12 protein-coding genes are annotated in these 13,123 nt (G+C 73.1%); 7 read left to right on the plus strand and 5 right to left on the minus strand.

Translation table 11 applies throughout. From position 1 onward, the window contains the following. Positions 1 to 8: 8 nt before the first annotated feature. Positions 9 to 3,443 carry a BTAD domain-containing putative transcriptional regulator gene (locus ACFCZ1_RS27215; RefSeq protein WP_376680903.1) on the minus strand — a complete coding sequence of 1,145 codons (3,435 nt, stop codon included), beginning with the start codon at positions 3,441 to 3,443 and terminating at the stop codon, positions 9 to 11. A 73-nt stretch (positions 3,444 to 3,516) separates the two neighbouring features. On the opposite strand from ACFCZ1_RS27215, the gene ACFCZ1_RS27220 reads away from it, so the two are divergent. Further along, positions 3,517 to 4,314: a site-2 protease family protein gene (locus tag ACFCZ1_RS27220; RefSeq protein ID WP_376680904.1), complete on the plus strand. Its 798-nt coding sequence runs from the start codon at positions 3,517 to 3,519 to the stop codon at positions 4,312 to 4,314. A 16-nt stretch (positions 4,315 to 4,330) separates the two neighbouring features. On the opposite strand, the gene ACFCZ1_RS27225 is transcribed toward ACFCZ1_RS27220, so the two are convergent. Together ACFCZ1_RS27225 and npdG are read right to left on the minus strand one after the other, a co-directional pair. Then, a complete protein-coding gene (locus ACFCZ1_RS27225) occupies positions 4,331 to 4,522 on the minus strand; it encodes a hypothetical protein (RefSeq protein ID WP_376680905.1) in 192 nt (63 codons plus the stop codon). A gap of 95 nt (positions 4,523 to 4,617) precedes the next feature. Continuing rightward, entirely contained in the window at positions 4,618 to 5,322 is a 705-nt protein-coding gene (gene npdG, locus ACFCZ1_RS27230; protein ID WP_376680906.1) for an NADPH-dependent F420 reductase, read from the minus strand. Positions 5,323 to 5,408: 86 nt separating this feature from the next. Between npdG and ACFCZ1_RS27235 the strand changes: the two genes are divergently transcribed. Beyond that, a complete protein-coding gene (locus tag ACFCZ1_RS27235; RefSeq protein ID WP_376680907.1) occupies positions 5,409 to 6,014 on the plus strand; it encodes a hypothetical protein in 606 nt (201 codons plus the stop codon). A 31-nt stretch (positions 6,015 to 6,045) separates the two neighbouring features. On the opposite strand, the gene ACFCZ1_RS27240 is transcribed toward ACFCZ1_RS27235, so the two are convergent. Continuing rightward, positions 6,046 to 6,282, minus strand: coding sequence for a hypothetical protein (locus ACFCZ1_RS27240; protein WP_376680955.1), 237 nt, complete (start codon positions 6,280 to 6,282; stop codon positions 6,046 to 6,048). A 72-nt stretch (positions 6,283 to 6,354) separates the two neighbouring features. Between ACFCZ1_RS27240 and map the strand changes: the two genes are divergently transcribed. Together map and ACFCZ1_RS27250 are read left to right on the plus strand one after the other, a co-directional pair. Further along, complete coding sequence (map, locus tag ACFCZ1_RS27245; RefSeq protein WP_376680908.1) at positions 6,355 to 7,212, plus strand: type I methionyl aminopeptidase; 858 nt, start codon at positions 6,355 to 6,357, stop codon at positions 7,210 to 7,212. A 136-nt stretch (positions 7,213 to 7,348) separates the two neighbouring features. Continuing rightward, positions 7,349 to 7,996 (plus strand): heme oxygenase (biliverdin-producing), encoded by a 648-nt coding sequence (locus ACFCZ1_RS27250; protein ID WP_376680909.1) that lies wholly within the window; start codon positions 7,349 to 7,351, stop codon positions 7,994 to 7,996. 183 nt (positions 7,997 to 8,179) lie between these two features. Here ACFCZ1_RS27250 and ACFCZ1_RS27255 read toward each other — a convergent pair whose 3' ends face one another. Further along, positions 8,180 to 8,875 (minus strand): PhzF family phenazine biosynthesis protein, encoded by a 696-nt coding sequence (locus ACFCZ1_RS27255; RefSeq protein WP_376680910.1) that lies wholly within the window; start codon positions 8,873 to 8,875, stop codon positions 8,180 to 8,182. Between the two features lie 841 nt (positions 8,876 to 9,716). Between ACFCZ1_RS27255 and efeO the strand changes: the two genes are divergently transcribed. From efeO to efeU, 3 genes are read left to right on the plus strand one after another with little or no spacing between them, the layout of a single operon-like run. Next, the gene (gene efeO / locus ACFCZ1_RS27260; RefSeq protein WP_376680911.1) at positions 9,717 to 10,871 is read left to right on the plus strand and encodes an iron uptake system protein EfeO; all 1,155 of its coding nucleotides are present in this window, start codon (positions 9,717 to 9,719) and stop codon (positions 10,869 to 10,871) included. 31 nt (positions 10,872 to 10,902) lie between these two features. Further along, positions 10,903 to 12,192 carry an iron uptake transporter deferrochelatase/peroxidase subunit gene (gene efeB / locus ACFCZ1_RS27265; protein ID WP_376680912.1) on the plus strand — a complete coding sequence of 430 codons (1,290 nt, stop codon included), beginning with the start codon at positions 10,903 to 10,905 and terminating at the stop codon, positions 12,190 to 12,192. A gap of 24 nt (positions 12,193 to 12,216) precedes the next feature. After that, the gene (efeU, locus tag ACFCZ1_RS27270; protein ID WP_376680913.1) at positions 12,217 to 13,065 is read left to right on the plus strand and encodes an iron uptake transporter permease EfeU; all 849 of its coding nucleotides are present in this window, start codon (positions 12,217 to 12,219) and stop codon (positions 13,063 to 13,065) included. Positions 13,066 to 13,123 lie beyond the last annotated feature (58 nt).

Consider the following 13,123-nt stretch of genomic DNA (forward strand, 5'->3'; position numbering starts at 1 on the left):
GGGCCGGGTCAGATGAGGGCGGTGGCCTCCTCCAGGGTGAGGCCGCCGCCCTCGGCGTACGCCGCCCCGTACGCGGCGTCGCCGAGCGCCGCCCGCGCCAGCTCCTCGGCGCGGGCGTGGTCCTCGCGTTCCGTGGAGACGGGGAAATGGCCGGGCGGCAGGTGGGCGCGGTAGGCGCCGAGCAGCCGGGCGGCGTCGTACGCCCGCCGCGGGCCGCCGAGGGAGACCAGCGAGAGGGCCGCGGTCATCAGGTAGACCGCCGGCATCTGCGGGGCCATGATCCGCGCCACCGGGTCCTGGACGGCGCCCATGGCCTGGCGCAGCCGTGCGCGGGCCTCCTCGTACGCGCCCTCCTGGTTGTCCAGCCAGGCCATCGTGCCGAGCAGGAACCCGTCGAAGACGGCGAACGCGCCGAAGGCGAACTCGTCACGCAGGAGCTGGAGCTGGTCGCGCGCCTCGAGGATCCGGCCGGTGCGGCCGAGGATTCCCGCGAGGAACATCCGGGCGGCGGGCATGGCCTCGTTGCCGAACCGGTGCGCCGCGGCGGCGACCTCGGTGAGGATCTGCTCGGCCTCCTCCATCCGGCCGTCCTCGGCGAGCGTCCCGGCCATCCGTACCCGCAGGACCGTCACCTGGGCCTTGGCGCCGAGGCGTTCGGCGTACGCGATGGCCTCACGGTAGTCCCGGGCCGCCGGGCCGTACTCGCCGCGCTTCTCGCGGGACTCGGCGCGGGCGGAGAGCGCCTCGGCGCAGCCCCAGGCGTCGCCGAGCTCGCGGAAGAGGGCCAGGCTCTCGTCGGCGTCGCGGGAGGCGTCCCCCGCCCAGTCGGCACGGTTGGCGAGGATGTTGGCGCGCAGCTGGAGCGCGGAGGCCAGTTCCCAGCGGTAGCTCAGCGCGCGGGCGGTGTCGACGGTCGCGTCGATGACCTGCTGGAGCAGTCCGGGGTCGCCCGCGATCATGACGGCGTAGATCCACAAGGAGGCGGGGGTCCGGCAGGTCTGCGGAAGACCGGGCCGGTAGGTGGCGAGCACCCCGTCGATCAGAGCACGGACCTCCGGGGTGTTCCAGGTCTCGCTGGTCTGGTCCCGGGAGGCCAGCTGGACCAGGTGGACCGCGCGCCAGGCCTCGGCGAGCACCTCGCCGGAGTACGGCGGGGGCGAGCCGACGAGCTGCTCGTACACCGGTTCCGCGGGGACCAGGGGCGGCAGGAAGGGATGGGGCCCGAGGGCCGCGGCCGCGTCGGCCCAGTGCCGGGACTCGGCGCGCTGGTCGTGCATGTGCCAGTACCAGCCCAGGGAGTGGATCAGGCACAGCAGTTCGTCGACGTCGCGGGCGGCCACCGCGTGGCGCAGGGCGGTCCGGAGGTTCTCGTACTCGGTGGCGAGCCGGTCGGCGGCGGCGCGCTGGCCGTGGCCGCGGAGCAGCGGCTCCGTGGTGCGGGCGAGTTCGCGGTAGTGGACCAGGTGGCGGCGCTCGGTGGCCTCCCGGTCGCCGCCGGCCTCGGAGAGGCGCTCGGCGGCGTACTCGCCGACCGTCTCCAGGAGGCGGTAGCGCATGCCGGAGCCGTCGGGTCCGGGGGCGGCCACGACGAGGGACTTGTCGACGAGGGAGCCGAGCGTGTCGGCGACGTCGAGGCCGCCTTCGGCGCACACCGTCTCGGCGGCGGCGAGGTCGCAGCCGCCCGCGAAGACGGACAGCCGGCGCAGGACGGCGCGTTCGGGCTCGTCGAGCAGGTCCCAGGACCAGTCGACGACGGCCCGCAGGGTCTGCTGGCGGGGCAGCAGGGTGCGGCTTCCGCTGGTCAGGAGGCGAAAGCGGTCGTCGAGGCGATCGGCGATCTGACGCGGGGTGAGGAGGCGCAGGCGGGCGGCGGCCAGCTCGATGGCCAGCGGCATCCCGTCCAGGCGGCGGCAGATCTCGGCGGCCGCCGCCGGGTCCTCGGCCACGGTGAAACCGGCGCGCGCGGCCGCGCCGCGGTCGTCGAGCAGCCGCAGCGCGACCGGGTCGGGCAGCGGCTCCACCGGGCGCAGCGTCTCCCCCGGTACGCCCAGGGGTTCGCGGCTGGTGGCCAGGATCCGGATGCCGGGGCAGTGGGTGAGGAGCCGTTCGGCGAGTTCGGCCGCGGCGCCGATGACGTGCTCGCAGTTGTCGAGCAGCAGCAACAGCCTGCGCCGGGCGCAGTGTTCGGCGAGGCGGTCGAGGGGGTCGTCGCCGTGGCGGTCGGTCAGCGCCCGCATTTCCTCGGCGGCGGCGCCGCGCAGCTTGGTCTCGCGCGCGCCGAGCGCGGCGAGCGCGGCCTCGGCGACGTCCTCGGGGTCGTCGACGGGGGCGAGTTCGACGAGCCACACGCCGTCGGGCCAGTCGCCCGCGTCCTCGGCCTCGGCGGCCTCCTGGGACAGCCGGGTCTTGCCGGCTCCGCCGGGGCCGAGCAGCGTGACGAGCCGGGCCCGGACGAGGTCGGCGCCGATGGCGCGGATGTCGTCCTCGCGCCCGACGAAGGTGGTGAGCCGGGCCCGCAGGTTGCCCTGCCCGGGCTGCGCCGGAGCCGCGGGCCGGGGCCGTGCATCCGGCCGGGAGGCGGCGGGTCCGAGCGCGGCCGCGGGTGCGGGCGCGGGTCCGGGCGCTGTTCCGGCCGCGGCTGCGGGTCCGGGTCGGGCCTCGGCCTCGGCCTCGGCTGAGGCTCCGGCTCCGGGTGCGTGCGCTGTTCCGGATCCGGCTCCGGGTGCGGGGTTCAGGAGCTCGGCGTGCAGGGCGCGCAGGGCCGGGCCCGGGCCGGTGCCCAGGCGGGCGGCGAGATCCCGGCGGACGGTGTCGTACGCGGCCAGGGCCTCCGCCGGGCGGCCCGCGTCGCGCAGTGCCCGGATGCGCAGGGCCTGCAGCGGCTCGTCCAGTGGCTGCCGGGCGCACAGCGCGGTCAGCTCCGGCAGCGCCTGCTCCGCCCCGCCCAGGGCCAGGGCCGCGGCGAGCCGGCCCCGGCGCGCGTCGCCCCGTACGGCGTCCCAGCGCGCGGACTCCGCGGCCGGGTCGGGGAGGTCCGCCAGGGCGGGTCCGCGCCACAGGGCGAGGGCCTCGTCGTACAGGGCCGCGGCCTTGGCCGCCTCGCCTCCCTCCAGGGCCTCGCGCCCGGCGCGGGCCAGCCGCTCGAAGCGGTACAGGTCGATGTCCTCGCGGTCGGCGACGAGCAGGTAGCCGCCCCCGGCGGAACGCACGGCCTCGTGCCCCAGCGCCCGCCGCAGCCGCGCGACCAGCGCCTGCAGGGCGGCCACCGCGTCGGCCGGCGGATCGCCGTCCCACACCTCGGCGACCAGCAGGTGCGCCGGGACCGCCCGCCCGGGGCGCAGTGCGAGCCCGGTCAGCAGCGCCCGCAGGCGCGCGCCTCCGACCGCGACGGGGGTCCCGTCGTCGCGTATGGCCTGGGTCGTGCCGAGAATCGCGTAACGCACCGGCCCATTGTCGCCGGATCCTTGCCCGGCCCCGACCCTATTTCGGTCCGGGCCCCGGGATAGGTTTCGCCGCATGGGTCATCAGGGCAGCCGCGGCGAGCGGCGCATCAGTTCGGTTTTCCTCGGCATCGCCGCCGTCATGGCGGTCACGGGCTGGGCCGTGTGGACGGGGTACTCGACGAGCACCGGGCTCGCCGTGTTCCTCTTCGTGACCTCGGCGTGGGTGGTCTCCCTGTGCCTGCACGAGTACGCGCACGCCCGGACCGCGCTGCACGGCGGCGACCTGACGGTGGGCGCCAAGGGCTACCTGACGCTGAACCCCCTGAAGTACACGCACGCGCTGCTCAGCATCGTCCTGCCGGTGCTCTTCGTGATCCTGGGCGGTCTGGGCCTGCCCGGCGGCGCGGTGTACATCGAGCGCGACCGCATCCAGGGGCGCTGGAAGCACAGCCTGATCTCGGCGGCGGGCCCGCTGACCAACGTGGCCTTCGCCGTGGTGTGCACGGCCCCGTTCTGGCTGGACGCCCTCGACGGCGTCCCGCCGGCCTTCCGCTTCGCGCTCGCCTTCCTCGCCCTGCTCCAGGTGTCGGCGGCGATCCTGAACTTCCTGCCGGTGCCGGGCCTCGACGGCTACGGGGTGATCGAGCCGTGGCTGTCGTACCGGGTGCGCCGCGAGGCGGCGCCGCTGGCGCCGTTCGGCCTGATCGCGGTCTTCGCGCTGCTGTGGATCCCGGAGGTCAACGCGTTCTTCTTCGACACGGTGAGCGGTGTGCTGTCGGGGCTCGGCGTGTCGGACCTGGACACGTACTGCGGCCGCGACCTCTACCGCTTCTGGGTGGAGACCGACGGCTTCTGCGAGGTCCCCTCCTAGTTCGCGCTGGTTCCCGCTAGTTCGCGCTGCGCGCGGCGGCGGCCTTCTCGGCCTTCGCCTTGCGGATGTAGTACCAGGCCATGTTGGACGTGAGGCCGGCCAGCAGCACCCAGACGATCCCGAGGTAGCTGCCCTCCACGAAGGCGACGACGGCCGCGGCCACCGCAAGGACGCAGACGACAACGGCGAAGACGGCAAGGCGGGGCATGGGAAGGGCTCCTCGGGGACACTGAACGGGGTCGAGCCCCTCCAGTGTCCCCCATGCCCCGCAGTGGTCCCGTAAGGACGGCCGGACGTCGCCGCTCAGACGTCCGTGACGCGCAGGCCCGCGTGGGCCTTGTAGCGGCGGTTGGTCGAGATCAGGTTGGCCACCAGGGATTCGACCTGGTGGGCGCCCCGCAGTCGGCCCGCGAAGACGCCCCGCATGCCCGGGATGCGGGCGGCCAGGGCCTGGACGGTGTCCGTGTCGGCGCGGGATTCGCCGAGGACCATCACGTCGGTGTCGATCTCGTCGATCGACTCGTCCTGGAGGAGGACCGCCGAGAGGTGGTGGAACGCGGCCGTGACGCGGGAGTCCGGGAGCAGGGCCGCGGCCTGCTGGGCCGCGCTGCCCTCCTCGACCTGGAGGGCGTAGGCGCCCTGCTTGTCGAAGCCCAGCGGGTTGACGCAGTCCACCACGAGCTTGCCCGCGAGGTCCTCGCGGAGTGCTTCGAGGGTCTTGGCGTGACCCTCCCACGGCACGGCGATGATCACGATGTCGCTGCGCCGCGCGCACTCGGCGTTGTCCGCGCCCTCCACGCCGAGGCCCAGTTCCTCCGCGGCGGTGTGCGCGCGCTCGGCAGCGCGGGAGCCGATGATCACCTTCTGGCCGGCCCGGGCGAGCCGGTAGGCCAGGCCCCGGCCCTGGTCGCCGGTGCCGCCGAGGACGCCGACGACGAGGCCGGAGACGTCCGGGAGGTCCCAGGGGTCCTTGGCCGGCGGCTTCTGCGTGCTGTCTGAGGAAGTCATGGGGGCGAGCGTACTGCCGAGTACCGCAGAGCCGAAGGAGAGTGAAGTGCTCCCCCGTGTCCCGTGCGTGGTGCAGGATGCCCGTCATGGATGCCGTGAGAGTCGCGCTGCTGCGCGAGGTCCTCGCCGGTACGCAGTGGCCGGGCGCCGCGCGCCGCTTCGCCGGCTCGCTGCGGCGCTCGGTCGTACCGGGCGCCGGGAACCTGCTGCTGGTGGGGACCGAGCAGTACGAGCCCTGGCACCTGGCGGCGCACCTGGTGGACGAGGCCGCCTGGTCCGGGCTGCCCGAGCTGGCGCCCACCCTCGTGCGCCACCGTGTGCCTGCCGGGCAGCCGGCGCACCTGTCGGTGGGTCTGAGCCGGCTGGAGGCGGCCCGGCGCGGGCACACGCTGCTGGTGGTGGCGCCGGAGGAGCCGGGCGAGGAGCTGCTGGAGCGGGTGCACGACGCCCGGCGCGCGGGGGCGACCGTACTGTCCCTGGACGGCGGGGACCCGGAGCTGGGCACGCTCGCGCACGACGCCCTCTCGGTGACGGAGGGCTCCGCGGAGCTCGATCTGGACACCGTGCAGCACCTGGTCAGCGCGGCGGCCGGGGAGAACGGCCCGCCTCAGCAGCGCCGGCCGCGGCGCTTGCGGGACCGGCTGGCGCGGCTGGCCGATCAGCTGACCGCCCCGCCGCCCAGCCGCTGGTAGGAGCCCCGAGGCCCGTGGTGGCGGACGTGGCCTACGCGGTCGTGCCCTCGTCGTCCTCGCGGGTCTTGTCGTTCCACTTGGGGTCCGTCTGCCATTCGAGGTTGCGTTCCTCGGCCGTCTCCATGGCGTGGGCCGCCTCCTCGGGGGTCCCGTACGGACCGAACCGGTCCTTGGCGGGGCACTCGGGGCCTTCTTCGACCTTCTTGTGGACCAGGCAGTAGTACCACTCGCCCGGTTTGCCCACCTGGCGCTTCTTGAACAGGGCCATCGCTGTCGGGCTCCTCTCGATGCCGCTCTCTGCCGCCATGCTGCCCCATCCCCGCTGGATACACTCGCTTGCATGTCCGGCCAGTCGCTGCTCGTACCAGGCGAGCTTTCCCCCGTCCGTTCCGTTCCCGGAAACATCCGCCGGCCCGAGTACGTGGGCAGGCCCGCGCCCACTCCGTACACCGGACCGGAGGTGCAGTCGGCCGAGACCATCGAGGCCATGCGCATCGCCGGCCGGATCGCCGCCCAGGCGATGGAAGAGGCCGCCAAGCTGATCGCCCCGGGGGTGACCACCGACGAGCTCGACCGGGTCGCCCACGCGTACATGTGCGACCACGGCGCCTACCCCTCGACGCTCGGCTACCGGGGCTTCCCGAAGTCGCTGTGTTCCTCGGTCAACGAGGTCATCTGCCACGGCATCCCCGACTCCACCGTCCTGCGCGACGGCGACATCGTGAACCTCGACGTCACCGCGTACATCGGCGGGGTGCACGGCGACAACAACGCCACCTACCTGTGCGGGGAGGTGGACGAGGAGTCGCGGCTGCTGGTGGAGCGCACCCGCGAGGCCCTGAACCGGGCCATCAAGGCCGTCAAGCCGGGCCGCCAGATCAACGTCATCGGCCGGGTCATCGAGTCGTACGCGAAGCGCTTCGGCTACGGCGTGGTCCGGGACTTCACCGGCCACGGCATCAACTCGTCCTTCCACTCCGGCCTGATCATCCCGCACTACGACAGCCCGCACGCGACCACCGTCATCGAGCCCGGGATGACCTTCACCATCGAGCCGATGCTGACCCTGGGCACCCACGAGTACGACATGTGGGAGGACGGCTGGACGGTCGTCACGAAGGACCGCAAGCGCACCGCGCAGTTCGAGCACACGCTGGTGGTGACCGACACCGGCACGGAGATCCTCACCCTGCCGTGAGTCCCGTCGTGGCGCTGGGGCAGGTGACTTTTTACCGACAGGGCGTCGGGAACCCATTGACTTAGGCATACCTAAGTAGCAGGATCGGACGTGGCGGCCGTGCCGTCACGTCTTTTTCCTTCCCTGGAGGTCCGCCTTGGACGCCTTCTCTACGGTCATCCGCGTCGCTTCGCACGAGCAGCACACCGAGGCCGAGACGTCGGCCTTCATGAGTGACCTGCTGGGCGGGCGGCTCGGGGTGGACGCGTACACGCGGTACACCGAGCAGCTGTGGTTCGTGTACCGGGCCCTGGAGGACGCGGCCGACTCCCTCCGGGACGACCCGGTGGCCGGCCCCTTCATCCGGCCCGAGCTGATGCGCGTCGCCGAGATCGAACGCGACCTCGCGCACCTCCTGGGGCCCGGCTGGCGGGAGAGCGTTGCGGCGCTGCCCGCGACCGAGGCGTACGCCGCCCGGGTGACCGAGTGCGCGGCCGACTGGCCGGGCGGCTACGTCGCCCACCACTACACCCGCTATCTCGGCGACCTCTCCGGCGGCCAGATCATCCGCGACAAGGCGGAGCGCACCTGGGGCTTCACGCGCAAGGGGGACGGCGTCCGCTTCTACGTCTTCGCGGACATCTCCAACCCGGCGGCCTTCAAGCGGACCTACCGCGAGCTGCTGGACGCGATCGCCGCGGACGACCTGGAGAAGCAGCGCATCGTCGACGAGTGCAGGCGCGCCTTCGACTTCAACGGCGCGGTCTTCCGCGAGCTGGGCGAGCGGTTCCCGATCTCGGCCTAGTGCTGCGGCCGGGAGGTCTGCCGGGTCGCGGCGTCCCCCCGGCTACCGCGGGGAGGGGCCCCCAGGTGCGGTGCACCGCAAGGCGGAGGGCCGCGGCCGTACGGGACGTACCGGCGCGGTCCGGCAACGCGGCGAGGTGCCGTGCCAGGGGCCGCGACCCGGTGGACCCTGCCGGTCACCGCACTAGGCGTCGCCGCTGCCGAAGCCACCACCGCTGCCGCCGATGCCGCCCGGGGCGAAGCGGACGCGGCCGCCGATCTCGACCGTTCCGTCGGGACCGGGGGCGGTGAGGATCTGGGAGCCGGCGCCCTGGGTGATGTTCAGGGCGCGGTTCAGCTGGGCCGTCAGCAGGATCGCCGCCGAGCCGGTGGCCTCGTCCTCGGTGATGACCCCGTCGGCCCGGCGCGGAAAGCCGCGGGCCCGTACCCGTCCCGCGGACTCGTCCTCCCAGGCCCACGCGTACAGCCAGCCCTCGCCCGGCGGTGGCGCCGGCAGCGCGTCGACCTCGGCGGGGCTGGCGTACTGCTCGGTGCGCTTGCCCTCGACCCACTCGGGGCGGGCCGTGATCCAGGTGAACTCCCCGTCATCACGCGCCCATACGGATCCGGCCGGCGGCTGGAGCTCCTCGATGTCCAGCAGCCACGCGACGCCGACCAGGGGATGGCCCGCGAAGGACATCCGCGTGCCGGGGGTGCGGATGTCGACGACGCCGCGCTCGGGGTCGTCGACGAACACCGTCTCGCTGTAGCCGAGTTCGGCGGCCAGCGCCTGCCGCGACGCGTCGTCGGGGCAGGCCCGGCCGTCCCTGACGACACCGAGCAGGTTGCCGTGCCGGCCGTCACCCGCGCAGAAGACCTTCAACACGTCGAGATCGTTCACGCGGGCATTCAAGCACGGCTCGCTGCAGGTCCGTACGCCATCTGAGCGCGGGTGGACCGCGCCCGCCGCGCCGGAGGCACCAGGCGGGAGCCGGGGCCGGGGCCGGGATCTCCGCGCCGGAGGCGGCGAGGCTGCCGCCGACGGTGGCGGCGCGTGAGGCCCGGACCGCCCGGAGCGCCCGGACCGCCGGCGCCACCGGCGCCGCCACAGGGAGCGCGGCTTCCTTGCCCACGGCCGCGACGCCACGACCACAGCCACGGCCACGACGCCACGGCCACAGCCACAGCCACAGAGAAGCCGAGGTCACCGAGGCTTCGCGCCGCCCCGCGTACCGGCCCAGCACGCCCCGCTGCAGCCGCTCGGCGAACCGGCCGTGGCCCTCGGCCCGCGCCACCCGGATCCCGAACCGCAGATCCGCCGGGAGCGGGCCGCCGCCGGGGCGCGCGCTCGGCGCACCGCGCGACCCGTGACCGGCCGCCGTCGGCGCGGACCGGGCCGCCGTCCCGCACGGCTTCGAGGGCGGACCGCTCGGCCGCACCCCCCTCAGCAGCCGGCGGAGATCCTTCCGCTTCCGCGCACCGGGATCCCGCCGGTGGTGCCCGTACGCGAGGCGGCAGAGCGCACGGCAGCGCGGAACGACCACTCCGTTTTTACCTCCGCTTGACCCGCTCTTGGGGCTGCCGTGAAGCGTCCGTGACGGCCCCGTGTCCGCCGCCGGAAGGTGAGAGCTGAATCACTGCACGAGTGGGTATGGGTCAGGTAAGCCTCGGTTAAGTTAGGTCCGCCTCACCGGCCTCTCCCCCTTGGGACGGCCCACACGTCCGACGCCCAGGAGCCTCCTATGCGCCCCGCCCGCCTCACCGTCATCGCCGCCGCCTCCGTGGCGGCAGCCCTGACCGCCGTCACCGGCTGCTCCCAGAAGAGCGACGCGGGTGGCGACGGCGCGATCAAGGTGGCGGCCTCCGACAGCGCCTGCGAGGTGTCGAAGACGGAGTTCCCGGCGGGCAAGGTCCAGATCGACGTCGAGAACAAGGGCTCCAAGGTCACCGAGGTGTACGTCCTCTTCCCGGACGCCCGCATCGTGACCGAGCGCGAGAACATCGGCCCCGGCACCAAGGCCTCCATCACCGCTGAGATCAAGCCGGGCGAATACGAGATCGTCTGCAAGCCCGGCATGAAGGGCGACGGCATCAGCAAGAAGGTCAAGGCCACCGGCAAGGGCGCCGCCGCGGAGAAGCGCAGCCCCGAGGCCGACGCCGCGGTCGCCGCCTACCGCGCGTACGTGGTCGCGCAGGCCGAGGAGACCCTCCCCAAGGCGCAGGCCTTCGCGGACGCGGTCAAGGCCGGCGACGTCGAGGCGGCGAAGAAGGCATACGCGCCCTCCCGCATCGGCTGGGAGCGCACCGAGCCGGTCGCCGAGTCCTTCGGTGACATCGACCCGAAGGTCGACGTCCGCGAGGACGGCCTGGAGGCCGGCCAGGACCCGGCGAAGGACTGGACGGGCTGGCACCGCCTGGAGAAGTCCCTGTGGGCCGACAACAAGATCGACGACGCTGACAAGAAGCTCGCCGACACCCTGATGGCGGACCTGACCGACTGGCAGAAGAAGGTCGGCCAGGCGGAGATCACCCCCTCCTCGATCGCCAACGGCGCCAAGGAGCTCCTCGACGAGGTCGCCAGCGGCAAGGTCACGGGCGAGGAAGAGCGCTACTCCCACACCGACCTGGTCGACTTCAAGGCCAACGTCGAGGGCGCGGAGAAGGCGTACGAGGTCCTGAAGACGATCGCCGCAGCGAACGACCCGGAGCTCGTCAAGCAGCTGGACACCCAGTTCGCCGCGATGAACACGCTGCTGGACAAGTACCGCGCCGACAAGACCTCCTACGACTTCACCTCGTACGACAAGGTCGCCGAGGCGGAGCGCAAGGAGCTCTCGGACGGCGTCAGCGCCCTCGGCGAGCCGCTCTCCAAGCTCGCCGCCGCGGTCACGAAGTAACGGTCAGCGACGAAGGAGGCGGGAGAACACGATGTCCGAGTCGGAATCGGCGGCGCAGCCGCAGGCAGATCAGCAGGACGGCGGCGAGTCCGCGGCCGCGCCCTCGCGGCGGGCCGTACTGGGCTGGGGCGGTGCCGGGCTCGCGCTCGGCGCGGCCGCGGCCGGCGGAGCGGTGGCCGCCTTCGGCGGCGGGTCGGACATGGTCTCGGCGTCCGCCGCCGGAGCGGCCGTGCCGTTCCACGGTGAGCACCAGGCCGGTATCGCCAGCGCCGTGCAGGACCGTCTGCACTTCGCGGCCTTCGACGTGAAGACGAAGAGCCGCGAGGAGCTGATCAAGCTCCTCAAGGAGTGGACCGAGGCGGCCCGCCGCATGACGGCCGGCCTGCCGGTCGGCGAGGGCGGTTTCGGCGGTCTCCCCGAGGCGCCCCCGGACGACACCGGCGAGGCGCTCGGCCTGAAGGCCTCCCGTCTGACCCTGACCATCGGTTTCGGGCCGGGCCTGTTCGCCAAGGACCGGTTCGGCCTGGAGGACAAGCGGCCCGGAGCCCTGGTCGACCTGGAGCTGTTCCCGGGCGACAACCTGGACCCGGCCCGCTCCGGCGGCGACCTCTGCGTCCAGGCCTGCGCCGACGACCCGCAGGTCGCCGTGCACGCGATCCGTCAGCTGGCCCGCATCGGCTTCGGCAAGACGGCGGTGCGCTGGTCGCAGCTGGGCTTCGGCAAGACCTCGTCGACCACGCCCGAAGAGCAGACCCCGCGCAACATGATGGGCTTCAAGGACGGCACCCGGAACATCTCGGGCACCGACAAGGCGGCCCTGGACAAGCACGTGTGGGTGGGCGCGAGCGACGGCAGCGAGTGGATGACCGGCGGCTCGTACCTGGTGGCCCGCCGGATCCGGATGAACATCGAGATCTGGGACCGCACCCCCCTGCAGGAGCAGGAGGACATCTTCGGCCGCGACAAGGGCGAGGGCGCCCCGGTCGGCAAGTCCAAGGAGCGCGACGAGCCGTTCCTGAAGGCGATGAAGCCGGAGGCGCACGTCCGCCTCGCGCACCCGGACACCAACAACGGTGCGACGATCCTGCGCCGCGGCTACTCCTTCACCGACGGCACGGACGGTCTGGGCCGCCTCGACGCGGGCCTGTTCTTCCTCGCCTTCCAGCGCGACGTCCGCAAGGGCTTCATCCCGATCCAGCGCCAGCTGGCGAAGGCCGACGTCCTCAACGAATACATCCAGCACGTGGGTTCGGCGATCTTCGCCGTCCCGCCGGGCGTCCGCGACAAGGACGACTGGTGGGGCCGGACGCTGTTCGCGTAAGCCAGTCGGAGAGAAGGAACCGCCGTGTTCGGCAATTATCTGATCGGCCTGCGCGAGGGGCTGGAGGCCAGCCTGGTCGTCTGCATCCTCGTCGCGTACCTGGTGAAGACCGACCGCCGGGACGCCCTGCGTCCCGTGTGGCTCGGCATCGGGATCGCCTGCGCGCTCTCGCTCACCTTCGGCGCGATGCTCGAATTCGGCACCCAGGAGCTGACCTTCGAGGCGCAGGAGCTGCTCGGCGGCACCCTTTCCATCATCTCGGTGGGCCTGGTGACGTGGATGGTCTTCTGGATGAAGCGCACCGCGCGGCATCTGAAGGCCGAGCTGCACGGCAAGCTCGACACGGCACTCGCCATGGGCACCGGCGCGCTGGTCGCCACCGCCTTCCTGGCCGTCGGCCGCGAGGGCCTGGAGACCGCGCTGTTCGTGTGGGCGTCGGTACGGGCCAGCGGCGAGGGCTCCTCGGCGCCGCTCATCGGTGTGCTGCTGGGCATCGCGACGGCGATCGTGCTGGGCTACCTGTTCTACCGGGGCGCCCTGAAGATCAATCTGGCGAAGTTCTTCAAGTGGACCGGCGCCATGCTGGTCGTCGTGGCCGCGGGCGTGCTCGCGTACGGGGTCCACGACCTCCAGGAGGCCCGGTTCCTGGGCGGGCTCGGGAACAAGGCCTTCGACATCAGCGCCACCATCCCGCCGGACAGCTGGTACGGGACGCTGCTCAAGGGCGTCTTCAACTTCCAGCCGGACCCCACCGTCCTTCAGCTCTCGGTGTGGGCGCTGTACCTGATCCCCGTGCTGGTGCTGTTCTTCGCGGACCGCGGCCGCCCGGCGGCTCCGAAGGCACAGCCCTCGGACACCGCGCAGGCCGGCTGACCGGATGACCGGATGACCGGGTGACCGGCCGACAGGCTGTGGTGACGGGCTCGCACGC

The sequence above is a fragment of the Streptomyces sp. NPDC056224 genome (assembly GCF_042267665.1).
Taxonomy (GTDB): Bacteria; Actinomycetota; Actinomycetes; order Streptomycetales; family Streptomycetaceae; genus Streptomyces.